This window comes from Vampirovibrio sp., assembly GCF_041737375.1.
In the GTDB taxonomy this organism is placed as follows: Bacteria; Cyanobacteriota; Vampirovibrionia; order Vampirovibrionales; family Vampirovibrionaceae; genus Vampirovibrio.
Map to the genome: position 1 here is coordinate 95773 of NZ_JBGSRV010000006.1, position 25782 is coordinate 121554.

The following is a 25782-nucleotide window of genomic DNA, read 5'->3' on the forward strand; positions in this document are numbered from 1 at the left end:
CTTGATACAGGTTTTAAGAACGCAGTTACAACTTTTGAATAATGACTGATTTTTCGTCTCAGATTTAGCGCCCTGCGGAAGTGATGTTGTCATTATTAAGCCATCACCGTGGACTTGCGATGGTGTAAGTACCAATCCACAAACTTGGGAATCCCATCCCGGATTTTGGTTTTGGGATTATAGCCAAGTAAGCGATGCGCTTTGGAAATATCCGCAAAGGTCACCGACACATCGCCCGGTTGCATGGGTTGGCGATCAATCACCGCGTTTTTCCCTAAAGATTGCTCAATCAGGGCAATCAGAATCCGCAGCTCGGTGGTTTGAGACTCTCCTAGGTTAAAAATCTCAAAAGGGGTTTTGTCATAAGCAATGGCGGCCAGTACACCCTGAATAATATCCTGAATGTAGGTGTAGTCCCGTCGGGTGGTGCCATCTCCAAACACCGGAATGGGCTGGCCTTCATCAATCAGGCGAGTAAACTTGTGAATGGCCAAATCCGGGCGCTGCCCTGCCCCATACACGGTAAAAAAGCGTAAGGCAACCACTTGCAGCTTATACAAATGGCTGTAAGTGTGTAACAAGCTTTCTCCCATAGCCTTGGTAGAGGCATAAGGGGAAATGGGCCTGGAAATGTCCTGATCTTCCCGAAAAGGAACCCGCTCTGGGCTATCACCATAAACCGAACTGGAAGAGGCGAACACAAATTTTTTCACCCCGAACTCACGGGCCAACTCCGCCAGATTAAGGGTACCCGTTACGTTGGTATCCAAATACAGGCGAGGCTCCTTGAGAGACGGCCGAACCCCAGCCCGAGCCGCTAGGTGAATAATGCCACCACTCTGTAAAGCCCGTCCGTGATGTTCAAAAATATCCCGCAACCCGATAAATTCCCGAATATCCTTGCGATACAACCGAAAATGCGAGTTATTCAGGAAAGGAGCGATATTGGCCTCTTTAATGCCCGGATCGTAAAAGTCATTGAACTCATCTACCACAATAACCCCTGCACCCAAGTCCAGAAGAGCTTTTGAGAGATGAGAGCCAATAAACCCGGCCCCTCCGGTGATTAAATAGGTTTTTCCAGCAAAAGGGTTACTGCTCATGCGTCGTACCGGATACCTTTCTCCTTCAAGCGATCAATGGCCTTTTGCAACGTTTCCTTGGGGGAAACCAGCGATACCCGAAAGTACCGATCGCCAGCCTCGCCAAAAGCGATACCCGGTGTAATCACCACATCTGCCGTATCAATCAAATGACGACACCAGGCTTTGGAATCGGAAAAAGATGGGGGAATGGGCAACCACATGTAAATGGTGGCTTTGGTCGGCTCAATTTGCCAACCCAGCTCCCGAAAGCCTTTCACCAAAACGTCACGGCGTTCCTGATAGGCCTGAACAATGCCCGCCATAAATTTTTCGCCTTCGTTCAGCGCATAGATACCGCCATCCTGAATGGCGGAGGCCAAGCCGTAATCCAGATTGGTTTTCATCGAGTACAGGGCCTTGATAATCTCCGGGTTGCCCACCGCAAAACCGGCTCGCCAGCCTGCCATGTTAAAGCTTTTGGAAAAAGAGTGAAACTCAATGGCAATGTCTTTGGCACCCGGCACGTTAAAAATACTGGGCGGACGAAACCCGTCAAAAGCCAGCTCACCGTAAGCCAAATCACTGACCAGAATAATGCCGTACTTGCGGCAATAGGCCACCAGTTTTTCGTAAAACGGCAAATCGGCCACTCCGGCGGTGGGGTTATTGGGATAACTCACAAAAAACAGCTTGGCCTTTTTGGCCACTTCTTCCGGGATGCTGTCCAGATCTGGCAGAAAGCGGTTTTCGGCAGTCAGGGGCAAGTGGTGAACCAGGCCATCCGCTATCCAGGTGGCCCGACTGTGAACCGGGTAATAAGGGGACGGCACAATGCTGTAGTCCCCAGCATCGATATAAGCAAACGTAATATGGGCCAAACCCTCTTTAGAGCCAATCAGGGGTTGAACCTCGGTATCGGGATCGATATCAACCCCATAACGGCGTTTCATCCAGGCAGAAACTGCTTGCCGAAACTCCGGCTTGCCCTTGAAGTTGGGGTATCCGTGATTGGCCGGGTTGGCCACCCCGTCCTGAATGGCTTTTACAATGGGTGCAGGGGTTGGCTGATCGGGATTGCCCATTCCCAAATCAATTAAGTCCGCGCCCCGCTTGCGCGCCGCCTCTTTCAATTCGTCGAGTTCCGCGAAAACATAGGTTGGCAGCTTGGTTAAACGACTAGAGGGGGGCTTCAGCTTGCATTCAGCAGCTGTATGCGGCGTGGACATACCAAAATAATCCTTCTTTGTAACATTTTAATTATAGATAAAAAATCTCTATCTATACCGATGAAAGGCGTTTGGGGGATCAAACAATTTCATGCTGCGGCGCTGAAGGGGGAAAAGTCAAGTAGCGCAAAGACTTCCATCAGCTTCAAACCCGCAAAGCCTTCCGTTCAGGTTCATCCATCAAAAGCTGGCGGCCTAATTCCGCTTAAAAATCAAATGACCCGCTTGCGGATCAATGGTGACCACAAACTGACGAATAAAGCTTAACCCCAATAACCCCGAAAAACTGGAACCCTGCCGCACAGGAATTACAGTGGCTTCCACGTTATGGGCTTCCAAGCCATTCACCTTCAGAGTTTCAATCAAAATTTTAGGCACTTCAATTTGACCATTGGCCGTGGTAATCAACACTTTTTCACATTGGCGCAAGTCCAAACCCAAATGCTCAGCCATTTGCTGGGAAATAGAAGTATAGGTGGCCCCGGTGTCAATAATAAAAGTCCCCTCCGTACTCCGCCGAGCCTGTGTTAAAACAGCATCCACCATTAAGGCGTTACGACTGTTTTTTAAAGGCACCGCCACCGATTCACTCACATCCTCCCAACCAGCCGTTACGCCAGAAAAACCAACCTGAACCAATGGGCTAATCCCACTCAAGCCAAGCCCACCGGGGGGTTCAGAAACTTGCAAAACGGAGGCCAATGCATTTAAGCGCTCATGGGCAAAATGCACAATCTCTGCCTCTAGTCCCTGCTGTATGACAAAATGATATTCGTTAAACGCCTCGCCCGCCAAGCCCAGTTTATCCAGTGATAGCCCCAAATAGTAATGGGCATTGGTATTGGCCGCATCTTGGCGAATCACATTGCGAAAATAGTAGGTGGCCGATTCATAATTGCGGTTGCGATAAGCCTGAACCCCAGCCATATAATCGGGCGTTTTATGCCCCTGCCCGCCCGACATGGGGGTGACAACCTGGGCTTGAACGTTTATGGGCGCCACAAGAATCAGCAGCAAAGCCAGTAGCAGCAGCTTAAAATAGGCCATTCCGCTCAATTTTTTGAAACGCCCCATGCTTCACCTTTTTTCAATCGGTTTTTCAACAGAAGAGACAACTAAAAATCTCATCGACCCCTTTTGTCCAATCTTTAAAATTATTCAAAAACAAATAGAAATATGAACCATTAGCAAAAAAAGGCAGGTGTTTGTTTTTATGCAATTGAAGGTACGGGGACAGCCTTCTTATCATTCAGATATTCAAATCAAACATTGGTACGAAGCGATACGAAGCATTGACATAAAGTGGGGGACAATATTATGGGTTCAATCAATCCAGGCACTTCTGGCGGAATTCCGCCCATGGGCTACGCAACCGGCGGCATCCCTCCTTATCCTGGGCCTGCAAGCGTTCAAACCGCATTTCCATATGGCCCCAGTTTTAATGGCCTGTACGCCAGCGGTTTAACCAACACACCGTACACCAATTCGTTGTTTGAAGATGTGAACGCCTTCCAGCATCAAATTTTCACAAGCAACGGGGTGGGCTATCCTCAATATCCAAGCGGCTTATTCCCCGGCGCGAACCCGCCTAAAGCCTGATAGCAACCGGATAATTCACCTTCAATCAGGCTATCCCGTGGATTGATAAACGCTGGTTCAAAAAAATAGGCTATGAAACCCTCAGCAGGTACGGTTTAACCACCCAACCTGATGAGGGTTTCAGCCTTTAGAGGATTTACTTTTAGCTGCAATCGGCATTTGCTTTTGATGAAAGTGTTTAGCCTCGGCCTGCAAGCGACGAATAAACTTTTCCACCGCCTCATCGCTGGAATCCATGCCGCTTACCAGCCGACTCAGCACTTTGACCCGCCGAGGATCATCGCCGGTAAAGGTATTGACCAAAACCTGAACGCTTTCAGCGCCTTGTTCCTTTTGCAGCACCTGTTTTTCCACATGCAAATGCTGCTGGCCCATGGCCGCGATCATGGGTTGGTGAGTAATGGCAATCACTTGAATCTGACGGGACAGCCCCGCCAGTTTTTCCGCTACAATTTTGGCGGTGGGGCCACTAATGCCACTGTCAATTTCATCAAATACCAGGGTCAGCAAGCCATCCGCCCCAGCGGTTAAAACCTTCATGGCCAGTAAAAACCGGGATAACTCTCCTCCGCTAGCCACTTTTGCCAACGGTTTTAAAGGCTCCCCCGGATTGGCTGAAAACAGAAACTCCACGTCCTCGTTGCCTTCACGGGTAAAATGCACCGGGATAAAATCAATATCAAAAGAAACCCCCGGCATGGCCAACACTTGTAGTTGAGAGAGCAAATGCTGTTTCAAGTCCTCTGCCAGTTGCCTTCTGGCCAAACTTAATTGCTGACTGCGTTTTTCCAGCACGCTTTCTTGGTCCGCAATGGCGGCTTCCAGCGCCTGAAAGTTCTGCTCCCCGGATTCCAGCAAGTCCAGCTCGGCAGCCAGATCATCCCGGCGCTTCATCACCTCTCGCAAGGTGTTTCCATATTTGCGCTTCAGTTTTTCCAAAGCATCCAGCCGATCCGACAAAACGGCCATCGATTCAGGCTGGGCCTCTACCCGATCCTGATAAAGGCTCAGTTCACCGGCAATGCCCTTGAGTTCGGCATGCACACCTTGAAGTTGCGCTAGCAGGGCTGCCAGCAGGGGGTCGTAATTGGCCCCTTCCGACAATTTTTTTTGCAACAGGCCCAACTGATCCAGAACGGCGGGAACCTGAGTATCTCCCTCCGTTAAAATGGCAGCCCCTTGCTGGGAAATTCGAATCAATTTCTCAGCATGGCTTAAAATTTCTAATTCCTGCCGAGCCAACGTATCCTCGTTTTCATCTGCCAGTCGGGCATCCTGTAATTCTTGCAGCTGAAAAACCAGAAAATCCCGTTGCCGCTCTACATCCTGACGATTGCGAATCAGGGTTTCCAATTGGCGCTTTAAGCTGAACCAGACTTCATAAGCCTCGGCCACCTCACGCTTCAAGGCCGCATGACTACTGCCACCAAAAGCATCCAGATACAGCCGCTGTTTTTCCCGTTGAAAGAGGCTGGTCAGTTCATGCTGCCCGTGCAAGTCAATTACCCAGGGGCGCAAGGCCTCCAACACTTCCCGAATCACAGGAATGCCGTTAATGCGGGAACGACTGCCCCCGGTACTGAATTCTCTGGACAATAAAATTTCGGTTTCATCCGCCAGCAGGGAAACCCCTTGGGCTTCCAGAAACTCCCGAAAAGCCTCGTGTCCCTGCATATGGCCAATGTCAAACAGTAATTCCACCTGCCCCCGGTTGCTGCCAGAGCGCAAAATATCTCGAGGAGAAACTTTAGCCCCAAAGGAAAGCGAAATGGCATCCAGCAAAATGCTCTTACCAGAGCCACTTTCTCCGGTAATCACGGTTAAACCCTGCTCAAACTGAATGGCAAGCGTTTCAATAATGGCAATGTTTCGGATTTGGAGCTGTTTTAGCATAGCGTTCCCGAGAATTCTGGGCCGTTAAAATTTAAGCAGGAAAATTTTAGGATGGAAGTATAGATTGGGGGGGATGCTCCGTATGTACAATTTCACCCGCGCGGGCCTCCTGAGATTGCCAGCGGGGATTCATAGACCATTGCAGTTTGCGCTTGAGCAGAGAGTAAAAATCATTTTCTACCTGCTCAAAATTGACCATCTGAAAAGAAATACCCGCTCGAACCACCACCAGTGATTGGCCCGGTTTCAGTATGCCGCACTCCAAGCCATCCAGCGCATAAACCACATCCTGATTTTTGGGATCCGACTGAATTCGAAACTCTTTGTTAAACGGCACAACTACCGCTTTGGCCGAAAAACTGTGTGGACAAATAGGCGTAATGGAAATGGCATCCACCTCTGGGGAAATGACCGGGCCACCGGCAGCCATGGTATAAGCTGTCGTGCCACTGGGGGTGGATAATATCAACCCGTCCGAATCGTAAACCGCTACCAAAGTATCGTTCACATAAAGATGAAGACGACAAAGCTGGCTGGGATTGGCATTTTTGAAAACCACATCGTTCAACGCCAAATCCTCGGTGGACAGAGGGGCTAATTCACCGGCGCTTTGCCCTGAATTTTGAATAGACAGCATCATGCGAGATTCCAGACTGTATTTGCCTTGAATCAACAAATCCAGATACAACCGGATTTTATCGGCCTCAATATGCGCTAAAAAACCCAAAGCACCGGTATTAATCCCCACCAACGGAACGTTTTGGCCCACAAACTTTCTGGCGGCCCTCAAAAAGGTGCCGTCTCCGCCCAATACAATCACCAAATCTGGGCAGGCAGCCTCTTTTGGCACCACCGGGCAATCTTTTCCCAACACTTGCAAGTGGGAAACATGCACCCCGTGGTGGGTCAGGTGTTCCAACACCTCGTTGGCGTAAACGCTTTTAGGGTCCGTACTCAGGTTTTGTACCAGGGTAATATGCTTTAGCATGGAGTTTATTGATGTCCCGCATTCAAACAGTATCCAAGCCCAATCCGGTCAAGCGGAGGTTTTAGGAAGTTGGCCAAACCCATTCTACTCCATCCAGCTAGGCCCTACATAAACGTCTACTTCCAGCGGTACCCGCAAAGGCTGCCCCAATTCCATAGCCCAACGGACCAATAACTGAACTTTTTCCAATTCCGCATCCGGCACTTCCAATACCAGTTCATCATGAACCTGAAGAATAATTCGGGTTTTCAAGCCATCCGCCAACAACTTGCGATGCAAGCGGATCATGGCCACTTTCATTAAATCGGCCGCCGAACCTTGCAGAGGGGTGTTAAAGGCCGCCCGTTCCGCAAACTCTCTGACACTGCGGTTACTGCTTTGCAAATCTCGGGATAGATCCCGTGTGCGGCCACACAGGGTTTCCACTTTACCAGTTTGGTGCGCTTTGGCCTTGATGCCATCAATACACTGCTTTACCTTGCCATAACGGGAAAAATAAAGCTGGATAAATTGGGCGGCCTCACTTTGGGGGATTTTTAACTGCTGGGCCAACCCAAAGGGCGATTGACCATAAACCACCCCAAAATTAACGGTTTTGGCCCGATACCGCTGCTCTTTGGTTATTTTTTCAATGGGCATTCCAAACACCAGCGAGGCGGTAGCCGTGTGAATGTCCTCTCCTCGCTGGAAGGCCTCCAACAAATGCGGATCTTCCGAAAAATGGGCCAACAAACGCAATTCTATTTGAGAATAATCGGCTGATAGCAACGACCAGCCTTCCCGCTGTTCCGGCACAAAAGCCTGCCGGATCAATCGTCCCAGTTCAGTCCGAATGGGAATATTCTGCAAGTTGGGGGTACTACTGGACAATCTGCCGGTGGCAGTAACCGTTTGATTGAAACTGGTGTGCAGGCGATGCGTTTTGGCATTGATTAACGCAGGTAAAGCGTCAATATACGTGGATTTCAGCTTGAACAACTGCCGGTACTCCAGCAGTTTACGCACAATTTCATGCTCATCGGCCAGCAGCTCCAGCACTTTAACATCGGTGCTGAAACCGGTTTTGCCCTTGGTTTTGCGCGAAGCGGCGATACCCATCTTCTCAAACAGCACTTCCGCCACTTGTTTGGGCGAGTTTAAATTAAAATCACAGCCCGCAAGGCCGCAAATCTCCCGCTCCAAAATTTGCAAACGATCGCTTAACTCATCGCTCAGTTTTTTAAGATAAGGGGTATCCAAACTGACCCCAGCCCATTCAATTTCCGCCAACACATGGGCCAAGGGCATTTCGATTTCGTAAAAAAGCGTCCACTGTGTCTCATCCAAACGGTTCAGGAAATATTGAGCCAAGGACAAGGTGGCGTAAGTATCGCAACTGGCATAAGCGGCGGCCAGCGCAACTGGCACTTCCGAAAACGACTTTTCTTTTTTGCCAGTGCCAATCAGCGCTTTGATTTCAGTCATAGACTGACCCAAAATCTCTTCGGACAAGCTTTTCAGCCCATGCCGCCGATCCGGGTTGTCGATGTAGCTGGCAATCATGGTGTCAAAAATCAAGCCTTGCAACGGAAGCCCGAACTGGCGAAACATATTGCACTCAAACTTGGCGTTATGAACCAGTTTGGCAATGGTTTCACTGGTTAAAACCGGCTTTAGGGCCTCCAGAATTTGGGATTCAGTCAACTCGGTTTCTAACCCTTCGGCCCGAATGGGGATGTAGAAATTGGCAATAGGCTCTGTCGCCAATGTTTTTTTAGATCGAATGGCTGGAAAGCTTTGGGGGTAGTCTTCCAAATGCAATATATTCTCGGCAGGGCGCTGATACAGCTCAAAGGCATCCAGTACCGAAATGGCAATGCCCGCTAATTGGTCGCTATGCACGTCCAAGCCGGTGGTTTCCAAATCCAGGGCAAACACCTGGGCCTGCTCAATGCGTTTTACCAGTTCTGTGAGTTGGGACAACCGGGTGACAGCGGTGTGATCGACCTGCATGGGCTCAGTCGTTAAAGCCGCAAGGCCATTCAAGGCCGCATCTCCCGAAGCAGGCATTTCCACAGCGGCAATCATGGCTCCATTTTCTACCATCTGGGATTCTGCCCCTTCACTTTGGCTGGTGGTATGCCCATTCAAGAAAGGGGCCAGCAACACCGGGGCCTGCTTAATGATGGATTTGAACTCCATTTGCGTCAAAAAGGAAGTCAGCGCCTCAAAATCAGGAATAACCAGCCTGCAATCCTCCCAAGCCAAATCCAGCGGCACTTGCCGGTTGATGGTCGCCAGTTCCTTGCTTAAAAAAGCCTGATCTTTATAAGTTTCCAGCTTTTCACGCAGCTTGTTGGCTGGCAATTGGTGGATATGCTCATACAAATTTTCCAGGGTCTGATACTCAGTGAGCAGTTTCACTGCTGTTTTATCCCCAACCCCAGGCACACCGGGGATATTATCAGAAGCATCCCCTTTTAACCCTTTAAAATCAATAACCTGCTCTGGGTAAACACCCCATTTGTCAAAAACCGCTTGACGATCGTAGGTTTTCATTTCCTCACGGGGCATGCGGGGCGGAATTAAAACCTCAATTTTACCGGCATGGGCCTGAGCCGGATTGTCAGGGTCCAAATCATCCACCAGCTGGAAAGCGTCTTGATCCCCGGTTAAAATCTGGACCCAAAACCCTTCTTTCGCGGCTTTACAGGCCAGGGTGCCAATCACATCATCCGCTTCAAAGTTTTGTTTTTCGTAAATGGGAATTCCCAACAACTCAACCCCACGGCGAATCAAGTCCATTTGAGAGCGCATGTCATCCGGCATGGACTCCCGATGGGCCTTGTATTCAGGGTATAGCGCATTGCGAAAGGTAATGCGGCTCACATCAAACGACACGGCAATGGCATCGGGCTTAATTTTTTTAAGCAAGGCGAACAAGTTATTGAAAAAGCCGTAAACGGCCCAGCTCGGAACACCTTCCGCCGTTCGCATGTTGGTTCGCTCCAACGCAAAGTGCATGCGGTAAGCCAAAGAATGACCATCAATCAATACCAGCGTTTTCATGGCACCTGCCTTATCCAGCTTCAGGGGATTTTCCAGAATCTCTACTTGCGACAAACTTTAGCCCCCGGCAACAAAACGATCAAGCCTTCCAACTCTAACAAGGTTAAAAGTTCATTGATTTTAGCAGAAGCGAAACCAGTTGCCCCCTGTAAATCCTCAATCGACATGGATTCAAATGAAATGGCTGCTGCCAAAACTCGTTCTTCTTCAGATAAATGGGCAAGGGCTTTTGAATCAGCAACTTGTGGCGTTTTAGCGGTTAAAAAAGCTGATTTCCCTGAAACATTGCCATCCGCCTGATGCCTCCAGCCCAGGTCATTGAGTATATCGACCCCTTCAGTCACCGGGAAAGCGCCGTTTTTAATCAGATAATGCGGTCCCTGACTGCCCGGACTGAACAAATTACCGGGGGTGGCATACACCGTTCGCCCCTCATCCACGGCCAAACGGGCGGTTATCAGGGCACCACTTTTCACATCCCCTTCCACCACCACAATCCCATGAGACAATCCGGCCACAATCCGGTTGCGTTGAGGGAAAGTGTACTGGGTGGGCATGGTACCCACCGGATATTCACTCACCCAAGCCCCGCCCTCCGCCAAAATAGCTTGGGCCAGCTTGCGGTTTGAGGAAGGGTAAATCACATCCAGCCCGCACCCAAAAACCGCTACAGTGGGTAAACCCGCCTGAATGGCTGCCCAGTGGGCGCATGTATCTATCCCCGCTGCCAAACCACTGACGATGCAAGCTTCAGCCGGTTTCAATTCAGCCACCAGCTTTTCGGTGCATTGCCGCCCATACTCACTGGCCTTACGAGTACCCACAAAGGCCAGCGTTTGCCCTTCCAAACAGCCCAAAGCGCCTTTAACATACAACAGCAACGGGGGGTTGTGAATTTCATTCAATAAGGGGGGATAGTCAGCATCCAGCCTGCTAATGACCTGAATGCCCAAATCGGCATAGGTTTTCAACCAGCCACCATCCAGCCCTCTCGCCTTTCGAGCCTGAAGCGCCGCCAACACGGCGGGCTTTACCCACTCATTCAAGCTGGATGCAGGTGCTTTCCAAAGGGCCGCCGGGGTTTTAAACCGTTGCAGCAGCTTAAAAATGGTTTGATTTCCCAGATTTTTAACCTCCAAAAGCGCCCTTAAATAAACGCTATCGGGGTAATCAGCGCAAACCGCTTCAGAAGAGGGGGTAATGATCGTCATAAACCTCATGCTGCCAAAACACCCGCCAGACCCAAAGGGGTAAATGTTCGGTTTTTAAAAAATTGGAATTCCGCTTGAAGGCAGCCTTCGAAAATGGTTTGATGAGAGGCAGATTACCCTTAAACAATGGATGAGATCCCATGACCCACCCGAATCAATCTGAATTTATCGTTATTGCTGGGCCTTGTATTCTGGAAAACAACCGGGGCGAAGTGAATTTTGAGACAGCCCGTCAGTTAAAAGCCATCATGGCCCAATTCCCGGAAGTCAAATTCTATTTCAAAAGCTCCTACGACAAGGCCAATCGCTCTTCCATCAATTCTTATCGAGGGCCCGGACTGACGGAAGGGCTGTCCATTTTGAAAGAAATCAAGGAAAAAGTGGGTGTTTCCATTCTCACCGATGTGCATTGGCCGGATGAAATAGCCCCAGTGGCTTACGTGGTGGACATGATCCAGATTCCAGCCTTCCTGTGCAGGCAAACCGACTTGCTCTTAGAGGCTGGTAAAACCCGAATTCCGGTCAATATCAAAAAAGGGCAGTTTTTGGCCCCTTTGGATATTCGCCACGCCGCCCAAAAGGTAAAAAGCATGGGCAACGAGCAAATATACATTACGGAACGAGGCAGCACCTTTGGTTATAACAACCTGGTGGTGGACATGCGCGCCATTCCTATGGTGCAATCCCTGGGGCTGCCCATTATTTTTGATGCCACCCACAGCGTTCAGCTACCCGGTGGGGCCGGTGAAACCACCGGTGGAAACCGGGAATACGCCCCCATTCTGGCCAAAGCTGCTGTTTCTGCCGGATGTAACGGCCTGTTTTTTGAAACCCACCCCAACCCGGAGCAGGGCTTAAGCGATGCCAGCAATATGCTGCCGCTGGAATGGGTTGAACCCATGTTGCAAACCTGCCTGAAGCTCAGGGCCATTATCCAGAATGAGCCTGATTATGCCCGTTCCGCCCAAGCGCTACAAAACGCCTAGCACTGTAAACAGCTAGACGCATTTCAAAGTAGACCGCCCATGATAACTGGCGGGATTTAAAAACGTGACGTTTTCTACAGCCTTATCCCCTTCAAAAATTGGGACGGCTTCTATTTGAGGCACAGGTTGAAGCTTGGGCGACCCTTAAGGCCGATCGCTAACAAAGGCTTTTAGCCTGAGGAAGAACGGGTTTCGATCGCCTGCAGATGCTTTCATCAAAGCGAGATCAGGAAAAGGATCGCCTCATTGGACTTCACAGCAATCCAATCGCCAGATCCGGCGCTACGATCGGCCAAAAGCCTTGCCCATGGATCACAATCCGCAACATCAGCGATCATTTCGTAATAAAGCAGGGGCTTTTACACGCCCTGATCTGTTGAAAACCTGTTGAATGGATCCTTACAAACGGTCCGGTTGATCTGTAGAAAACTAAGATCTGTCGGAAACTCTCTACAACCTGAACAGGGTCTGAACAAGTTTTGCACAAGCTTAAACTCAATGATATCAATACTTCCAGATAGTTTTCTACAGGTTTTGAAGAACACTAAGTACGACTACTGATCTTTTATAAAAACGATCAACAATGCATGAAGGTTCAAAAAAAGCGGTTTGGGAGGTGGGTTGTAAAAGATCAGTTGCTTTGCTTGCTGAACACTTCCGCATGTGTGTACTCTATAGTTAAATGCATATCGGAAATGGACAGTAAGGAGCTTCGGGATCATGAAATTTGCCGTTCAGCGTGAAGATATCCACCAGGCGGTTGCCGCCGTGCAACGGGCCACCGCAACCCGTGTCATTCAACCCATTCTGTCCAATATTTTGATTGAAAGCACCAGTGCCGATACTTTGAAGCTATCGGCCACGGATTTGGATTTTGCCATTGAAACCACCATTCCGGCCAAAGTGGTGGAAGAAGGCCGTATCACCTTGTCCGCCAAAAAGCTGGCTGAAATTATCAGCAAATTAGCCGGTGGGCGTGAAATTGAGTTTGAGATTGAGGAAGCGGTGCAAACAGCGCGGATTAAGTGCGGTACCGCTTTATTTGATATGAGAACCCTGCCAGCGGATGAATTTCCGCAAATTAAACAGATTGACGCCAGCGATTACCTGGAAGTGGATGGCAAAGCGTTTATTCGGGCCATTAACCAAACCGCTTTTGCCGCTGCCAGCTACGATGCCAACAATGTGTTGGGCGGCGTGTTTTTTCAGTTGAATGAAAACGGGCTGGAAATGGCCGCAACCGATGGCTCACGATTGGCTCGGCGGATTGAAGCGGTTTCTGAAGGCGGTGTGGCTGTTCAGTTGAATGTTTCCGCCATTATTCCGGCCAAAGCGCTTCAGGAATTTTTGAAGCTTTGCGCCTCGGATGTGAGCGAGCAACCGGTTCGTCTGGCCATTCAGGAAGGGCAGATTTCTTTCCGCACCCCCCGGTTTTATGTGTTGTCCCGCTTGCTGGATGGACAATACCCCAAGTACAACCAGTTGATTCCGGCTGAAAATAAAATTGTGGCCTTTGCCAACAAAAAAATGTTCATCGATTCCCTGGAACGAACGGCGGTTATGGCCAATGAGCGAACCAACATCGTGAAACTGTCTCTGGATAATAACAACATGAGTTTGGCGGCCCAAACCCCTGACGTTGGAGACTCCAAGGACACCATGGATGTGGTGTATGACGGCGATACCTTGAATATTGCCTTCAACTACAAATATGTAATCGATGCCCTCAAGGTGATCGAGTCTGAGGACATACGCATGGAAACCAATGGGCCATTGTCTCCCACTATTTTCAAGGGCAAGGAAGACAATGGTTACCTGTGTTTGGTAATGCCGGTTCAGGTCAAGTAGGCACGGAAAAAACGCTGGTTTGATGGCCGGTTTTAGAGAGATGAGTCATGCGTGTTCAATCCCTGCACTTAGCCAATTTTCGTAATTATTCGGCTTTAAGCGTGACTTTTTCAGCCCGCAAAAACATTTTTCTGGGCAATAACGGCCAAGGCAAAACCAATCTGCTGGAAGCTATTTATTTTCTCAGTCACGCTCGTTCTCATCGCACCAGCAGCGATCGGGAATTGATTCAAACCGGGCAGCGTTTTGCCACCATCAGCGCCCAGTTGACCAATCACCACTATGAGGGGCGGGTACAGCTGGAATCTCAAGTTAAAGTTGAGGATGAGCGGCTGAAAACGGTGTTCAAGGTAAACGGGAGTCCCCTTCGGAGTCGTTCCGAGATGCTGGGACACCTGCCCACCGTGTCCTTCTTTTTGCCGGATTTGCTGCTGTTGCGGGGAACCCCTGAGGATCGCCGTCGTTGGCTGGATGCGGCCATTGTGCAGTATGATAAACGCCATTTACTGTACCTGAACGAATTCCACAAGGTGCGCCAACAAAAAAACAAGCTGCTTAAAAGCCCCATGGAGCAAATTTCCCGAGATCACCTCAGTGCCTGGAACGTTCAATTTGCCGCTATGGGGGCTAAAGTTATTGCGTCCCGCCAGACTTATCTTTCCATGATTGAGGATTTGGCGGCCTTGGCTTACCTGGAGCTAAGCGACAACCGGGAGCAGCTTACTTTTAAATACCAAAGTACGGTTTTGGACATGCTGGCCCCGCAAAATCTGGCGGATCATTCTGCCGGATTACCGCATGGAGCGCCGTTACCGGATGTGATCGAGCTGGAAGCCGCTTTAATGCGCCTACTAGACGAAAAAATGAATGATGAACTGCGGCGAGGCACCTGTTTGGTGGGGCCGCACCGGGATGATATTCATTTTTATCTGGATGGCTTGCCTGCCGATGCGTATGGCAGTCAGGGGCAACAACGCAGCGTGGTGTTGGCTTTGAAGCTAACCGAGCTTAAGTGCCTGAGCGCCAAATTACAGGAGCCCCCGGTGTTGTTGCTGGATGATGTGATGGCTGAGCTGGATCCTGATCGCCAGCGGCTTTTGGTGACGCATATTCATCCCGAAAGTCAGGTGTTTATGACCACCACGCATCCCACTTCTTCGTGGCAAACCCTGCTGGAGCGGGAATCCGGGCAGACAGACCAAAACACCGATTCGTATTTAGCCGCATTTACCGTGGATCATGGGCATCTTTTTGACCGCTTGGCACACCCACAACCGGAGTTGAATTCATGAGCGAGTACCGTTCCTTTCCTAAAAAAAAGCCCAAGCGAGTGGGCTCGTTGTCCGCGTTTTCCGATATTTTGCCCCAGGTATGCCAGAATTTGGCATTGGATAAAAAGGTAAACGAATTGGCGCTAATGGCTTTGTGGCCTGCTCAGGTCGCTGGACTGGCCGGAGAAGTGGCCTCCCAGAACACACGGGCTGTTCGATTAATCAAGCAGGGGTATCAAACCATTCTGGCGGTAAAAGTCTCGAATGCCTCATTGGCCTCAGAACTCAGTTTTCATGTACCGGCCTTGAAAGCGGCGTTAAATGGGTATAAAGCGCAAACAGGGCTAACCGTCGATCAAATCAAACTGAGCGTTGGCAGTTTACAGTAACGCTGTTACTTTGTGGAGGGTGGTGAAACATTCCAGGGCTTCGGGCGTCATTGATATTCAAGTTACAATCACCCCATCGGGCTAAATACCCTAATTATTTTGTAAATGCGCTTTAAAGGGTTCCGGTAAAATTTGAGAGTATTGACTCTGGGGGTTGAACTTGGAAGCACTCGGCAAAAGCCGTTAACATCCGTTATAATAAGCTTTACATGGCTAAAATTGGTGTGTTGTACAACCAATGAACCTGGATGGGAAATTGATGAACAAAAATAAGCTTTTTGGTACCCTGCTGATTCCTCTGGCCATGGTCACGACCATCCAGCAAGGCTTCGCCTACACTCCGCAATCTCTGTACGATGAAGTTTGGAAACTGATTAACGCCCGTTTTGTGAATGATGATAAAAATGGTCAGGATTGGCGTATTTGGCGGCATCGCTTTGACACTCAGATTAAGGACGAGGCGGACGCCAATGTGGCCATTGAAACCATGCTGGCCAGCTTAAACGATCGATACACCCGCTTCCTGGACAAGGATGAATTTGCCGAAGAGGGGCGCTCCATCAAGGCCACCCTGTTTGGCATTGGTATTCAAATTGGCTTGCGGGAAGACAAACTGGTGGTGATTGCCCCCATTGATGAAACCCCCGCCGATAAGGCTGGTTTGAAGGCCAATGACGAGATTTTGGAAATTGACGGTAAAAATACCAAGGGTATTTCCGTTAAAGATGCCGCCGATTTGATTCGGGGCGAAAAAGGCACCAAGGTGCGCCTGCTGATTAAGCGGGAAGAAAAAGTGGCCAAGTACTACGATATTATGCGCGATGAAATCAAGCTGAAATCCGTTTCGCTGAACAATCCGTTTGATATGGCGGTGCCTAAAAATATCGGCTACGTTAAACTATCTACTTTTTTAAGCAGCAATGCCGCTCAGGAAGTGCAAAATGCCCTGAAGGAACAAGGCGAAAAAAGTGGCTACATTCTGGATTTGCGCTCTAATCCCGGTGGTTTGTTGTCCAATGCCATTCGAATTGCGGATTTCTTTTTAGAGCAGGGTTCCATTGTTAGCACCGTGGACCGGGATGGATACAAGGAAGTGCGTTACTCCAGCCCTTCTGCGTTAACCACCAAGCCCTTGGTGGTGTTAATTAACGGTGGTAGTGCCAGTGCCAGCGAAATTCTCAGTGGCGCTCTAAAAGATAACCAGCGGGCGGTGCTGATTGGGGAACGCAGCTTTGGTAAAGGGCTGGTTCAGGAAATCAATCAATTACCCGGCGGCTCTGGGGTGAATGTGACCACCCAGCGCTACCTCACGCCCAATGATACGGATATCAATAAAAAGGGCATTGAGCCGGATATTATGATTGAGCTGACCGAGGAAGACGCTAAGGCCAAGAAGGATACCCAGTTGCTTCGGGCTATTTCCGTGGTCAGTGAGATGATTCAGGGCAAAACGGTTAAAGATATCATCAATCAGCAAATTCTGGCTAAAGCTCAAATTCAGTCCCTGACTACCAACCCGGTGGGCAAGCTGAATGAAAGCGTGACGTTGCCGAATCAACAGGCGGAGAAATCCACCGCTCAGTAAGCGGGTGGTCGCTCAGGAACTAGCGTTCTCCCCACAATAATAACTGTTTGATAAAACCGGGTATCAGCCCGGTTTTATCGTTTTTGGGAGAGGGCGTTACGACGGCAGGCTTTGTTATTGGGGGACGCGACGGTTTACTACTATAGCCCGCTTTTTTGATAGGGGTAGCGGGCAAGGCGGGCTCTAAGCCCTGCCCGGCGGAAGGCGCTTGTTTTTTTTCTTCGTGAATAACCGCCTGGTGGTGAAACGCCTTCATAATTTTGGATTGCAACCGGTAATCTGGCACATGTTGGCCCACCAGCGCCCAAAACCGAGGCCCATGTCCCGATTCAAAATAATGGGCCAGCTCATGAATAATCAGGTAGCGTAAAGCCTCTTGAGGCGCTTGATTCAGGCAGTATCGGGATACGGTCATGGTTTTGGTGCGTAAGTTAACCTGGGCCAAATGGTTGTATTTGGCGTATCCAATTTGTACTTTTCCCAGCTTTACCCGAAAGGTTTCCTGGTTGATTTGTTGTACCCATGTTTCTAGTTCCGCGTTGGTGCTGATGGTGACGGTGGGTTGTTGGGCGGCTTGCTCCAGCAAATAGCGCTCTTTGGCGTCTTTTTTTTGCAGGCGTTCTACCAGTTCGGCGGTAACGCTGTGTTTTAAATCTTTGGACCAGTGGCGGGGCAGTTTAATATGAATGGTCTTTCCATCCCGAATGCAGGCAGAAGCCCGCCGAAGTTTTCTGGATTCCTCAATAAGAACGTGAAGCGCTTGCATGGTGGGGGGGCATCGTTTCTGGTTTGGGGATTTTAACGGGTGGGGGGCGATTGGGAGATAGTCTGATTTTCGGCTTGCCAGTATTGTTGGGCTTGTTGGCAATCGGTTTCAATTTGGGCGATTAATGCGGGTATATTTTCAAATTTTTGCTCATCCCGAAGTTTATGGGCAAAGCGCATGGTTAAGTGTTCGCCATAGAAGTCTGTACCCGTGTAGTTCAGCAAATGCACCTCTACCCGTTTTTGGGCTTGATCGCCAAAGGTAGGGCTGAGGCCCACGTTACACACCGCCGCATACGCTACGCCTTTTAGCCATGCGGAACCACAGTAAGTGCCATTGCCCGGAATGAGCTGATGGGGATTAATTTTGAGGTTGGCCGTGGGGAAACCCAGTTGTCGCCCCCGTTGCAGTCCACCTTCGACCACGCCACCCACCGGGTAAACATGGCCCAGCAAGGTGTTGGCAAATTCCACTTCGCCGTAGGCCAACAGTTTTCTAATCAGGGTACTGCTTACAATTTGTCCGCCACCTTCTGGCAGGTTGGCATCGGTGCGCACCGGATCAATAATTTGGACGTCAAAGTCATGCTGCTGGCCAAAGCGCTTCAGCATTTCTCCATCGCCAGCCCGGTTTTTACCAAAACGGTGATCGTATCCCACGGTTACGCTTTTTACGTTTAAGTGCTTGAGTAGAATTAATTCAATAAACTCTTCAGCGGCCAGATTTTTCAGCCATTCATCAAAATCCAGAATCAGGGCGTGATCAAAGCCCATGTTTTCAAAGGTTTTCAGCCGTTCATCTAGGGTAGACAAAAGGTGGGTGGGTGTTTTGCTGATTAAAAACTGAGGATGATTGGTAAAGCTAACCACCACGCTGGGTACTTGCAGTAAGCGGGCTTCCCGCAGCGCATTTTCAAGCACCATCACATGCCCCACGTGAACGCCATCAAACATACCCAGGGCGCAAGCCGATTGGGGCAATGTAATGGCTTGAGCGGAGCGGTGGATTTGCATGGGGAAAGGCCAATTGTTTTACGCTAATTTCATTGTAGATCGGCCCGGAAAGAACGGAAAGCCTGTTTACGCTCATGTTTGAAAAGTGGCGGTTATTTTTTTGAGAAATAACCTCTGTTTAAAGGACGTGATTGTGGGAGGGGTGCCTTTAGGATGAGATTATGAGTGATGCACGTCCCCCTAAAAAACAGGCTGGCCGCAAAAAGGCGGTTTCTAAAGCTGCCGCGGTCCAGTCCATATCCATAGAACCCCCTGGCGTGGAGCCGCCCGCTAAGGTATTGCCTTACAGCGATATTGATGTCAATCGCTGGCGGGATTATGAAGCCATTGAAACCGGCAGTTTGTGGATGATCAATGGTCGGGAACGGCAAAATGGGCATCAACTCGATTATCATGGCAATTGTGTGCCCCAAATCCTCACCCAGCTTTTAACCCGATACACCAAACATGGCGATGTCCTTCTGGATTTGTTTCTGGGATCGGGAACATCCGCCATAGAAGCGGTGAATCTGGGCCGAAAGGCCATTGGGGTTGAGTTAAAGGCCGATATGGCCGAATATGTTCGCCAAAAGCTGGAAGAACAGGGCAAAAGTAGCGATGTTGAAATTATCAACGGGGATAGCGCCAACGCTGGCTGGACTGGTAAGGCCATTCAACGCAGCTTAAAGCACTTTGAGCGGGAAAAAGCCCAGTTTTTATTCCTGCATCCGCCCTATGCCGATATTATTCGCTTTTCTGATTCTGACAATGATTTATCCAACGCCGATAGCACCGAAGCGTTTCTCGATATGTTTCAGCAGGTTTGCCAGTTGGGGTACGACATGCTGGAGCCGGGTCGCTTTGCGGGCTTGGTGATTGGCGATAAATACGCCGCCGGGGAGCTGATTCCGCTGGGATTTCTATGCATGGAGCGCATGAACCGGGTGGGTTTCAGCACCAAGAGCATTATTGTTAAAAATATCAGTGGTAACGAAAAAGCCAAGGGCCGCATGACCAATTTATGGCGTTACCGGGCGCTGGTGGGTGGTTTTTACATTTTTAAGCACGAATATGTTTTTTTAATGCAAAAGCCAAAAGCGCCCAAAAAACCGGCATCAAAAAAACCGGAAAAGAAAAAGCCTTCAGCCTGAAAAAGCTGTTTATGGCGTGTTCTTGTCTTTTTTAACGTATGAATAATCAAAGAAAGAGATGGGTTTGCTCACTTCAATGGGCCGGAACCCTTCCCGGTTGGCTTCGGTATTCATGGTGCTTATCACCGCAATGGCGCAAACACTGACAAACACCACAATAATACCCACATAGGTCAGCCGGGCGTAAAGCTGAGAACGGCGGTGTTTTTCAGCGGCGGAAATGGATTTAACGGAACTCATGGGGTGAGCCACTCCTTAATTGTTAGCGTTGTTATCTTGCTTATCTTAAGAAAGACATCTGCTATCAGGCAAGCAGATATTGAAGCCGGGGTGGGCGTGATTTTTTTAGAGTGATTTATATAAGCCCGGCCACCGGGGTTTTTGTGTTATTGGCTAGCGGGTGTGCCTCTACCACTTGGCTTAGGGCGTGGGTGGTGTTCTCTGAAAAAGCCCGGTAGGGGTAAAGCACCAGTCCACTCAGGATTTTTGGGTAGAAGTAAGTAGACTTTTGGGGCATGCGGTTCCCGCCTTCACAGATTTCATGTACCAGCTTGACGGAGGGCGCGGCCAGAAAAAAGCCTCCCACCGTTTTATGATCCCGCCACAGGGCTTCAATTTCATCCTCGTTGCGGTAAAAACCAAGCAGGTGTTCGTGCTTTAAGGCTTCTCCGGTGGTGTTTAAAATGCCTTTAAACACGGTTTCCTCCAGCAAGGCCGCATCAAAGGTATCCAGCAGCGGCGGCAGTTTGGTGGGCTTGGCTTCCGGCTTTAATCGCAACTTAATTAAGGCATCGGTACCGGGTTTGCGGTAACTGAAAGTTTCATCGGCACTGACCACTTCATATTTTTTGAATAGTTCTGTCTCAAAGCGTTCCTGATTCCAGCCCTGGGGCCATTGATACAAAATACGGTGGGTGGGATACACTTTTAAGCCCGGATCGTCCATATTGGTCAGGAAAATCATGCCGTAATCCGAGAGCAAGCTGCCTTCTGGCGGCGCTTGCCCGGTTTGTTGTTGAATTTGTTCTCGAACTTCCCGTTGATAGGCCAAACCGGTTTCGTAGCGGTGGTGGCCATCGGCTATTAACAGGGTTTTGTCTTTAAACAGGGTTTGCAGCTGCTTTAAGATGTCAGCATCCGTGACCGGCTTAAACTGGTGAACCACCCCATCGGCATCGGTGGCCCTGGCCCAGCCATCGGCATTGGGTGGGGAATAGAGCAGGGTCTCTAAGGTGCGCTGGGGATCGCTGTAAATCATAAAAACCTGACTCAAATTGCACAAAGTGCTTCGCATGAGTTGGATGCGATCCTGTTTGGGGCCTTTCAGGGTGTGCTCGTGCGGCAGCACTTTGCCGGTTTCAAATTCTTCCAGCTTCAGCAGGGCAATCATGCCTTTGCGTTCTATGGTTGCCCCGTTTTCTTGCCAGCTTTGAGAATAGGCGTAAATAGCGGGCTGCGTTTCGGGAATCAGAGTTTGCTCGGCTTCCCATTGCTCAACCAATTGGGCGGCACGGGTGTAGGGGGTATCGGTGTCGTTGTCTTGTGCTGATTTTTTGTTGAGGTCCACCCGCACAAAGTTGGCTGGGTGCTTGGCGTAAAATGCGTCTTGCTGAGCGTCGTTGATCACGTCGTAAGGCGGGGTGGCCACCTCATTCAAACCGGCGCCTTCTGCGGCCAGTTTTTCCAGGTTGTAACGCAAACCACGAAAGGGGAGAATATCCACCATGATCAATTTGGCTCCTGTATCTGACTTTTGAATAAAGTAGCTACAGCATAGCCGGGTTAATCGCCAGTTTCAAATGGAAAGCGTGTGTGGAACCTCTTAAAAAATGCAGATTCAAATCATTGTGGTGGGCCGCATGAAAGGCGGATTTTCTTACCTTCAGCCAGGGCTTGACGATTATTTAAAACGTCTGAAAGCTTATGCGGCGGTTTCCATTGTGGAAGTTCCCGATGAGGCTATTTTGCCCTCCCGAACCGATGATCAGGTCATGGAGGGGGAGGCCCGCCGCATTCGGCCTTACTTAAGCAAGGCCGCCTATTCCATTGCCCTCTCGGAGCGGGTAGATACTCTCACTTCCGAGAAATTTTCCACGGCCTTTTTTGAGCGGCTGGGCGCAAATCCTTCAAACGGAGGTATTCCCGGCCACGACTCCCGGCCTATCATATTCATTGTGGGAGGGCCGTTGGGCTTACATCCAACTATTTTGAGCGAGTGCGACTGGACGGTTTCACTTTCCAAAATGACCTTTCCTCACCCCATGGTTAGACTAATCCTGCTGGAACAACTCTACAGAGCCTTTAAAATCCGGCGGGGCGAACCTTATCACAAATAAGCGGACTTCTGTAAAGATTTCCCAATGACCGCTCAAGTCTTTCGGCATGCAGGCCGATAGCTTTGGTGCGGGTAACCGTTGACGTGCGAAAAGACCAGGTGAGTGTGCGATGAGTGATGTAAAAAAAATCAAGAAAATGGTGATGGTAGACATTTGCCATACCCAGTCCGTAAACGGTTATGATCCGCTGGAGATTGAGGAAGAAGCGCTGGGATCGCTCTATCAGGTAGACAAAGACACCTATATTCTTGCCTTTGATACCATGTTGCGGGAAAAAAAGGTGACTACCACCATCAAGGTTTCTAAAAACACGGTATCCGTGGTTAAAATTGGCGAAGTGCATAGCCGCCAGACTTTTTCTGCCAACGAATGGTATGCCAGTCAGTATTTTTACGGTGGTGCTTCTTTGGTTTGCCGTAATTTCACCAAAAAACTGGATTATGCCTTAACCCCCGAAGGCGGCATTATCGAGGTTTTATACGAACTGTGGAGCGGAGACACCCATTTGGGTTACTTTAATCTGGAATTGTTTATCCGTTAGTTTTTAACAAACGCATTAAAAAAGCCGTTGATGATTTTATTCAACGGCTTTTTGCCTTTAAAACAGGTTTTTTAATCTGGGAATTAGCCGATTCACCTATGGGATTGGCGGGCGTTTGCCTGTAAAATAACCATATTCAAGCGGATTGACTGACAAAGGAGGGGACCCCCATGACCCAGACCCAACAAGCCAAAACCTGGCAGGATTTTGTGGCCGATGCCAAAACCCGTATACGGGAAGTGACCCAGGATGAGTTGCGCCAGTGGATTGAGCAAGGCAAAGACATGATTTTGATTGATGTGCGAGAAGCCAACGATCACACCCATTCCCGTATTGAGAATTCCACCAATATTCCCCGTGGGGTTTTGGAGCTGGAAGTGGATGATACCGCCCCGGACAGAAACCGCACCGTGGTCACCTATTGCGGCGGCGGTGGACGCTCTGCCCTGGCCGCCGATGTACTGCAACAAATGGGATACCGGGATGTCTATTCGTTGCAAGGCGGCTACAAACAATGGAAAGAAAAGCCTTACCCCACCGTGGAATACGATAACAACCTCTAAACTGAACTGGTTTCAATGACAGAACCGATGAACCCCGCCGCTATTTTATTTGATAGCTGGGCAGCCCTTGGCAAGGGAGAATCCATGGCCAAAGGGCATTGGCCCATGACCCGACAGATTCTGGAACGCATGAATCTGCGTTCGGGGCTGCGATGTTTGGATATTGGCTGCGGCAACGGGTATGCGGTGCGGGAAACGGCCCGTCGGGTGATGCCAGATGGAGCGGCCTGCGGCATTGATGTGGCCCCCCTGATGATTCGGGAAGCGCTGGCCCATCCTGAAAATCCTCCCAATGTGGATTTTTTGGTATCGGCGGCGGAATGCTTACCCTTTGAGCCGGATTCCCTGGATCGGTTGCTATCGGTAGAAGCCATTTATTATATGGCAGACCCTTTAACTGCCTTGCAGGAATGGCATCGGGTGGCTAGTGCCGGGGCCAGCGTTTGGCTGATGGTCGATTTTTATCAGGAAAACCCCTATAGCCACTGTTGGGCTGATTGGATGGAAATTTCCATGCACCTGTACGCCCAGCAGGAATATATAGCGTTGTTGCAAAAGGCTGGATTTCAGGAGGTGCAGGCGGATCGCCTGTTTAATCCCAATCCGCTTACGGCGGCGGAGCAGGCCAGTTTTAAGCCGGGTTGGGGATATGAAACGCTGGCGGATGTGGTGGACTTCAGAACGAATGTGGGTTCTTTGCTGGTTTGGGGCCGCAAGGCTTAAAGAAGCTGATGCCCATTATGCGTAAAGGCGCTGATTCCTCCCTTATAATGGGTATATTCCAGTTTTGATGAGAATAACAGGCCCATGACCCTTCGCTTTTACGGTAAAAAAAACTGTGTAACCTGTCAAAAGGCTAAGGCTTTTTTAGAAAGTCAAAACGTGGCCTTTGAGGAGTTGCCCATTGAAACCCAGCCTCCCACTGCTGAAATTTTGGCCAGGCTGGTGGATGAGGCCAACGTCAAGGCCAGTTTAAATAGCAGAAGCGCCATTTATAAAGCGAAAAATCTGGGCCAAAATTTGCCGGATAAATCAACGGCCCTGCAGCTCATGTTGACGGATCCGAATTTGATAAAGCGCCCTGTGATCATGAATGACCAGGGCGCGCTGTATCAAGGCTTTGATGAAGCCAGTTTGAAAGCGTTTTTAAGGCAATCCTAGTTGGAAGCGGGCGCTTGCTTATTGGCGGACAAGGCTTTCAGGTAAACCAGACTGCTGACAATCAAGGCAAAACCGATACCCAGGTTAATGGGGCCACGCACGATGTGATCCACGTTGAAAATGTTTAACGCCAAGCTGATGCCAACCATTAAAGTAATAATGATCCAGCTTCGTACGCTATACACTTCAATGGGCTTTTTGGGTTCGCTAAACTGATCAATGCGCTCAATGTTTTTGGCGGAGGTTTTAGCGAGTACAAACTTGCCTTTGCCAAAGCCAATGATTAAAGCGGCTACAATCAATCCGGCCATTAAAGGCATATTGGTGATGGCGGGAGAATCCATTAAAAAATTGACGCCCCGTGTGGAGAGCACCAGACCACCGATAAGCCACAGGGTGAAAGCCAGTCCTTTGAGTGCCTGATTGCCAAGGCGAATGGGTAGTAATAACAAAACAGCCAGAATAATAGGCATGATGGGAATAGTGGTAGGCATAATGATGGACCTTTACTCGCTTGCATCGGGGGAATTTTTCCTATCTTGGCGCAGATCCGAATTTGTCGCAAGGCTTTACTGTTAAAGTGGGCCTTCTCAAATAAAAAGCCGGGCTTTGAGAGGCCCGGCTTTTTGTTGAATGGTTAAAGTCAAATTATGTTAGGAAAATTTACTGACCAGCCCCGCGCTAGGCTCGCCAATGCTTTCAATCAGTTGCTCCACTGCCAGATTCATTTTGCAGCCATAAGGCCTGCTGGAGAAGAAATTTTGATAATAGCAGCCGTCGCAATTGGCTTTACGGCTGTAACATTCCACCGCGGATGCGCTCCAGCGTTTGAATGTACCGACAACGATACTATCACTCTCAAATGGATCAATCGTACTCACGCTAACTCCTCTACCCTGTCCCATGAAACGTTTATGTTTTCCACGTTTTGCCATTATAAGCATTCGGACAAGATTCTGTTTACAAAAATTAATCTGAAACGGTCATAGAAGGGGTTTTGATCGTAGGTTAGCCCAACGTTTTAAGGTTGTTTACATAACTTTAAAAAAATCATAATGGTATGCAAATCACATTACTCTTTTGAAAATAAGATCTTGAAAATAAAGTATTTTTTTGCATATAAAAGCCAAGAATGAGAGAAAT

The 25782-nt window shown here is 49.3% G+C and carries 25 protein-coding genes; 12 read left to right on the top strand and 13 right to left on the bottom strand.

Annotated elements, in window-relative coordinates; genetic code table 11:
* Positions 1–95 precede the first annotated feature (95 nt).
* The 3 genes from ACEW81_RS02830 to ACEW81_RS02840 form a co-directional block, all read right to left on the bottom strand.
* Positions 96–1103, bottom strand: a complete 1008-nt coding sequence (locus tag ACEW81_RS02830; RefSeq protein WP_373531452.1) for a GDP-mannose 4,6-dehydratase — start codon at positions 1101–1103, stop codon at positions 96–98.
* Positions 1100–2311, bottom strand: coding sequence for an LL-diaminopimelate aminotransferase (locus ACEW81_RS02835; RefSeq protein WP_373531453.1), 1212 nt, complete (start codon positions 2309–2311; stop codon positions 1100–1102). Before ACEW81_RS02835 ends, ACEW81_RS02830 begins: the two co-directional genes overlap by 4 nt.
* 195 nt (positions 2312–2506) lie before the next feature.
* On the bottom strand, positions 2507–3385 hold the full coding sequence (locus ACEW81_RS02840; RefSeq protein ID WP_373531454.1) for a TIGR02281 family clan AA aspartic protease: 879 nt from the start codon (positions 3383–3385) through the stop codon (positions 2507–2509).
* A gap of 243 nt (positions 3386–3628) precedes the next feature.
* Here ACEW81_RS02840 and ACEW81_RS02845 point away from each other — a divergent pair, with 243 nt between their 5' ends.
* Complete coding sequence (locus ACEW81_RS02845; protein ID WP_373531455.1) at positions 3629–3910, top strand: hypothetical protein; 282 nt, start codon at positions 3629–3631, stop codon at positions 3908–3910.
* A gap of 120 nt (positions 3911–4030) precedes the next feature.
* On the opposite strand, the gene recN is transcribed toward ACEW81_RS02845, so the two are convergent.
* The 4 genes from recN to dprA all read right to left on the bottom strand — a co-directional run bounded on the left by recN (position 4031) and on the right by dprA (position 11050).
* Complete coding sequence (gene recN / locus ACEW81_RS02850; RefSeq protein WP_373531456.1) at positions 4031–5803, bottom strand: DNA repair protein RecN; 1773 nt, start codon at positions 5801–5803, stop codon at positions 4031–4033.
* A 46-nt stretch (positions 5804–5849) separates the two neighbouring features.
* Positions 5850–6791 (bottom strand): NAD(+)/NADH kinase, encoded by a 942-nt coding sequence (locus ACEW81_RS02855; RefSeq protein WP_373531457.1) that lies wholly within the window; start codon positions 6789–6791, stop codon positions 5850–5852.
* A gap of 84 nt (positions 6792–6875) precedes the next feature.
* On the bottom strand, positions 6876–9893 hold the full coding sequence (polA, locus tag ACEW81_RS02860) for a DNA polymerase I (protein WP_373531458.1): 3018 nt from the start codon (positions 9891–9893) through the stop codon (positions 6876–6878).
* Complete coding sequence (gene dprA, locus ACEW81_RS02865; RefSeq protein WP_373531459.1) at positions 9881–11050, bottom strand: DNA-processing protein DprA; 1170 nt, start codon at positions 11048–11050, stop codon at positions 9881–9883. The genes polA and dprA overlap by 13 nt, the downstream gene beginning before the upstream one ends.
* A gap of 140 nt (positions 11051–11190) precedes the next feature.
* Here dprA and kdsA point away from each other — a divergent pair, with 140 nt between their 5' ends.
* The 5 genes from kdsA to ACEW81_RS02890 all read left to right on the top strand — a co-directional run bounded on the left by kdsA (position 11191) and on the right by ACEW81_RS02890 (position 17129).
* Positions 11191–12036: a 3-deoxy-8-phosphooctulonate synthase gene (gene kdsA / locus ACEW81_RS02870; protein WP_373531460.1), complete on the top strand. Its 846-nt coding sequence runs from the start codon at positions 11191–11193 to the stop codon at positions 12034–12036.
* A 720-nt stretch (positions 12037–12756) separates the two neighbouring features.
* On the top strand, positions 12757–13884 hold the full coding sequence (gene dnaN / locus ACEW81_RS02875; RefSeq protein WP_373531461.1) for a DNA polymerase III subunit beta: 1128 nt from the start codon (positions 12757–12759) through the stop codon (positions 13882–13884).
* Between the two features lie 47 nt (positions 13885–13931).
* Positions 13932–15176, top strand: a complete 1245-nt coding sequence (recF, locus tag ACEW81_RS02880) for a DNA replication/repair protein RecF (RefSeq protein WP_373531462.1) — start codon at positions 13932–13934, stop codon at positions 15174–15176.
* Positions 15173–15544 (top strand): DciA family protein, encoded by a 372-nt coding sequence (locus ACEW81_RS02885; RefSeq protein ID WP_373531463.1) that lies wholly within the window; start codon positions 15173–15175, stop codon positions 15542–15544. The genes recF and ACEW81_RS02885 overlap by 4 nt, the downstream gene beginning before the upstream one ends.
* 259 nt (positions 15545–15803) lie before the next feature.
* Entirely contained in the window at positions 15804–17129 is a 1326-nt protein-coding gene (locus tag ACEW81_RS02890) for a S41 family peptidase (protein WP_373531464.1), read from the top strand.
* A 19-nt stretch (positions 17130–17148) separates the two neighbouring features.
* Here the strand turns inward: ACEW81_RS02890 and ACEW81_RS02895 are convergent, their stop codons facing one another.
* Both ACEW81_RS02895 and ACEW81_RS02900 read right to left on the bottom strand, forming a co-directional pair.
* Positions 17149–17895: a M48 family metallopeptidase gene (locus tag ACEW81_RS02895; RefSeq protein ID WP_373531465.1), complete on the bottom strand. Its 747-nt coding sequence runs from the start codon at positions 17893–17895 to the stop codon at positions 17149–17151.
* A gap of 32 nt (positions 17896–17927) precedes the next feature.
* Complete coding sequence (locus ACEW81_RS02900) at positions 17928–18908, bottom strand: bifunctional riboflavin kinase/FAD synthetase (protein WP_373531466.1); 981 nt, start codon at positions 18906–18908, stop codon at positions 17928–17930.
* 161 nt (positions 18909–19069) lie between these two features.
* On the opposite strand from ACEW81_RS02900, the gene ACEW81_RS02905 reads away from it, so the two are divergent.
* Positions 19070–20038, top strand: a complete 969-nt coding sequence (locus tag ACEW81_RS02905; protein ID WP_373531467.1) for a DNA methyltransferase — start codon at positions 19070–19072, stop codon at positions 20036–20038.
* Between the two features lie 9 nt (positions 20039–20047).
* Here ACEW81_RS02905 and ACEW81_RS02910 read toward each other — a convergent pair whose 3' ends face one another.
* Positions 20048–20278 (bottom strand): hypothetical protein, encoded by a 231-nt coding sequence (locus ACEW81_RS02910; protein WP_373531468.1) that lies wholly within the window; start codon positions 20276–20278, stop codon positions 20048–20050.
* 115 nt (positions 20279–20393) lie between these two features.
* Positions 20394–21764, bottom strand: a complete 1371-nt coding sequence (locus ACEW81_RS02915) for a DUF1015 domain-containing protein (RefSeq protein WP_373531469.1) — start codon at positions 21762–21764, stop codon at positions 20394–20396.
* A gap of 103 nt (positions 21765–21867) precedes the next feature.
* Here ACEW81_RS02915 and ACEW81_RS02920 point away from each other — a divergent pair, with 103 nt between their 5' ends.
* The 5 genes from ACEW81_RS02920 (at position 21868) to ACEW81_RS02940 (ending at position 24639) form a co-directional block, all read left to right on the top strand.
* A complete protein-coding gene (locus tag ACEW81_RS02920) occupies positions 21868–22374 on the top strand; it encodes a 23S rRNA (pseudouridine(1915)-N(3))-methyltransferase RlmH (protein WP_373531470.1) in 507 nt (168 codons plus the stop codon).
* 109 nt (positions 22375–22483) lie between these two features.
* A complete protein-coding gene (locus tag ACEW81_RS02925) occupies positions 22484–22915 on the top strand; it encodes a YwiB family protein (RefSeq protein ID WP_373531471.1) in 432 nt (143 codons plus the stop codon).
* A 170-nt stretch (positions 22916–23085) separates the two neighbouring features.
* Positions 23086–23478, top strand: coding sequence for a rhodanese-like domain-containing protein (locus ACEW81_RS02930; protein WP_373531472.1), 393 nt, complete (start codon positions 23086–23088; stop codon positions 23476–23478).
* A 15-nt stretch (positions 23479–23493) separates the two neighbouring features.
* Positions 23494–24201 carry a class I SAM-dependent methyltransferase gene (locus ACEW81_RS02935; protein ID WP_373531473.1) on the top strand — a complete coding sequence of 236 codons (708 nt, stop codon included), beginning with the start codon at positions 23494–23496 and terminating at the stop codon, positions 24199–24201.
* A gap of 84 nt (positions 24202–24285) precedes the next feature.
* Positions 24286–24639, top strand: coding sequence for an arsenate reductase family protein (locus ACEW81_RS02940; protein WP_373531474.1), 354 nt, complete (start codon positions 24286–24288; stop codon positions 24637–24639).
* Here the strand turns inward: ACEW81_RS02940 and ACEW81_RS02945 are convergent.
* Both ACEW81_RS02945 and ACEW81_RS02950 read right to left on the bottom strand, forming a co-directional pair.
* The gene (locus ACEW81_RS02945) at positions 24636–25133 is read right to left on the bottom strand and encodes a hypothetical protein (RefSeq protein WP_373531475.1); all 498 of its coding nucleotides are present in this window, start codon (positions 25131–25133) and stop codon (positions 24636–24638) included. The two genes, ACEW81_RS02940 and ACEW81_RS02945, sit on opposite strands and share 4 nt — an antisense overlap.
* 159 nt (positions 25134–25292) lie before the next feature.
* On the bottom strand, positions 25293–25520 hold the full coding sequence (locus tag ACEW81_RS02950; protein WP_373531476.1) for a hypothetical protein: 228 nt from the start codon (positions 25518–25520) through the stop codon (positions 25293–25295).
* Positions 25521–25782: the final 262 nt, after the last annotated feature.

What these genes read in the sequence shown, in the direction of transcription:
- ACEW81_RS02830 (WP_373531452.1), bottom strand. Translation starts at nt 1,103, where the DNA reads ATGAGCAGTAACCCTTTTGCTGGAAAAACCTATTTAATCACCGGAGGG.
- ACEW81_RS02940 (WP_373531474.1), top strand. Translation starts at nt 24,286, where the DNA reads ATGACCCTTCGCTTTTACGGTAAAAAAAACTGTGTAACCTGTCAAAAG.
- kdsA (WP_373531460.1), top strand. Translation starts at nt 11,191, where the DNA reads ATGACCCACCCGAATCAATCTGAATTTATCGTTATTGCTGGGCCTTGT.
- ACEW81_RS02885 (WP_373531463.1), top strand. Translation starts at nt 15,173, where the DNA reads ATGAGCGAGTACCGTTCCTTTCCTAAAAAAAAGCCCAAGCGAGTGGGC.
- ACEW81_RS02835 (WP_373531453.1), bottom strand. Translation starts at nt 2,311, where the DNA reads ATGTCCACGCCGCATACAGCTGCTGAATGCAAGCTGAAGCCCCCCTCT.
- ACEW81_RS02915 (WP_373531469.1), bottom strand. Translation starts at nt 21,764, where the DNA reads ATGGTGGATATTCTCCCCTTTCGTGGTTTGCGTTACAACCTGGAAAAA.
- ACEW81_RS02895 (WP_373531465.1), bottom strand. Translation starts at nt 17,895, where the DNA reads ATGCAAGCGCTTCACGTTCTTATTGAGGAATCCAGAAAACTTCGGCGG.
- ACEW81_RS02925 (WP_373531471.1), top strand. Translation starts at nt 22,484, where the DNA reads ATGAGTGATGTAAAAAAAATCAAGAAAATGGTGATGGTAGACATTTGC.
- ACEW81_RS02935 (WP_373531473.1), top strand. Translation starts at nt 23,494, where the DNA reads ATGACAGAACCGATGAACCCCGCCGCTATTTTATTTGATAGCTGGGCA.
- ACEW81_RS02890 (WP_373531464.1), top strand. Translation starts at nt 15,804, where the DNA reads ATGAACAAAAATAAGCTTTTTGGTACCCTGCTGATTCCTCTGGCCATG.
- ACEW81_RS02920 (WP_373531470.1), top strand. Translation starts at nt 21,868, where the DNA reads ATGCAGATTCAAATCATTGTGGTGGGCCGCATGAAAGGCGGATTTTCT.
- ACEW81_RS02910 (WP_373531468.1), bottom strand. Translation starts at nt 20,278, where the DNA reads ATGAGTTCCGTTAAATCCATTTCCGCCGCTGAAAAACACCGCCGTTCT.
- recN (WP_373531456.1), bottom strand. Translation starts at nt 5,803, where the DNA reads ATGCTAAAACAGCTCCAAATCCGAAACATTGCCATTATTGAAACGCTT.
- ACEW81_RS02845 (WP_373531455.1), top strand. Translation starts at nt 3,629, where the DNA reads ATGGGTTCAATCAATCCAGGCACTTCTGGCGGAATTCCGCCCATGGGC.
- dprA (WP_373531459.1), bottom strand. Translation starts at nt 11,050, where the DNA reads ATGACGATCATTACCCCCTCTTCTGAAGCGGTTTGCGCTGATTACCCC.
- ACEW81_RS02840 (WP_373531454.1), bottom strand. Translation starts at nt 3,385, where the DNA reads ATGGGGCGTTTCAAAAAATTGAGCGGAATGGCCTATTTTAAGCTGCTG.
- ACEW81_RS02930 (WP_373531472.1), top strand. Translation starts at nt 23,086, where the DNA reads ATGACCCAGACCCAACAAGCCAAAACCTGGCAGGATTTTGTGGCCGAT.
- ACEW81_RS02905 (WP_373531467.1), top strand. Translation starts at nt 19,070, where the DNA reads ATGAGTGATGCACGTCCCCCTAAAAAACAGGCTGGCCGCAAAAAGGCG.
- ACEW81_RS02900 (WP_373531466.1), bottom strand. Translation starts at nt 18,908, where the DNA reads ATGCAAATCCACCGCTCCGCTCAAGCCATTACATTGCCCCAATCGGCT.
- ACEW81_RS02855 (WP_373531457.1), bottom strand. Translation starts at nt 6,791, where the DNA reads ATGCTAAAGCATATTACCCTGGTACAAAACCTGAGTACGGACCCTAAA.
- dnaN (WP_373531461.1), top strand. Translation starts at nt 12,757, where the DNA reads ATGAAATTTGCCGTTCAGCGTGAAGATATCCACCAGGCGGTTGCCGCC.
- recF (WP_373531462.1), top strand. Translation starts at nt 13,932, where the DNA reads ATGCGTGTTCAATCCCTGCACTTAGCCAATTTTCGTAATTATTCGGCT.
- ACEW81_RS02945 (WP_373531475.1), bottom strand. Translation starts at nt 25,133, where the DNA reads ATGCCTACCACTATTCCCATCATGCCTATTATTCTGGCTGTTTTGTTA.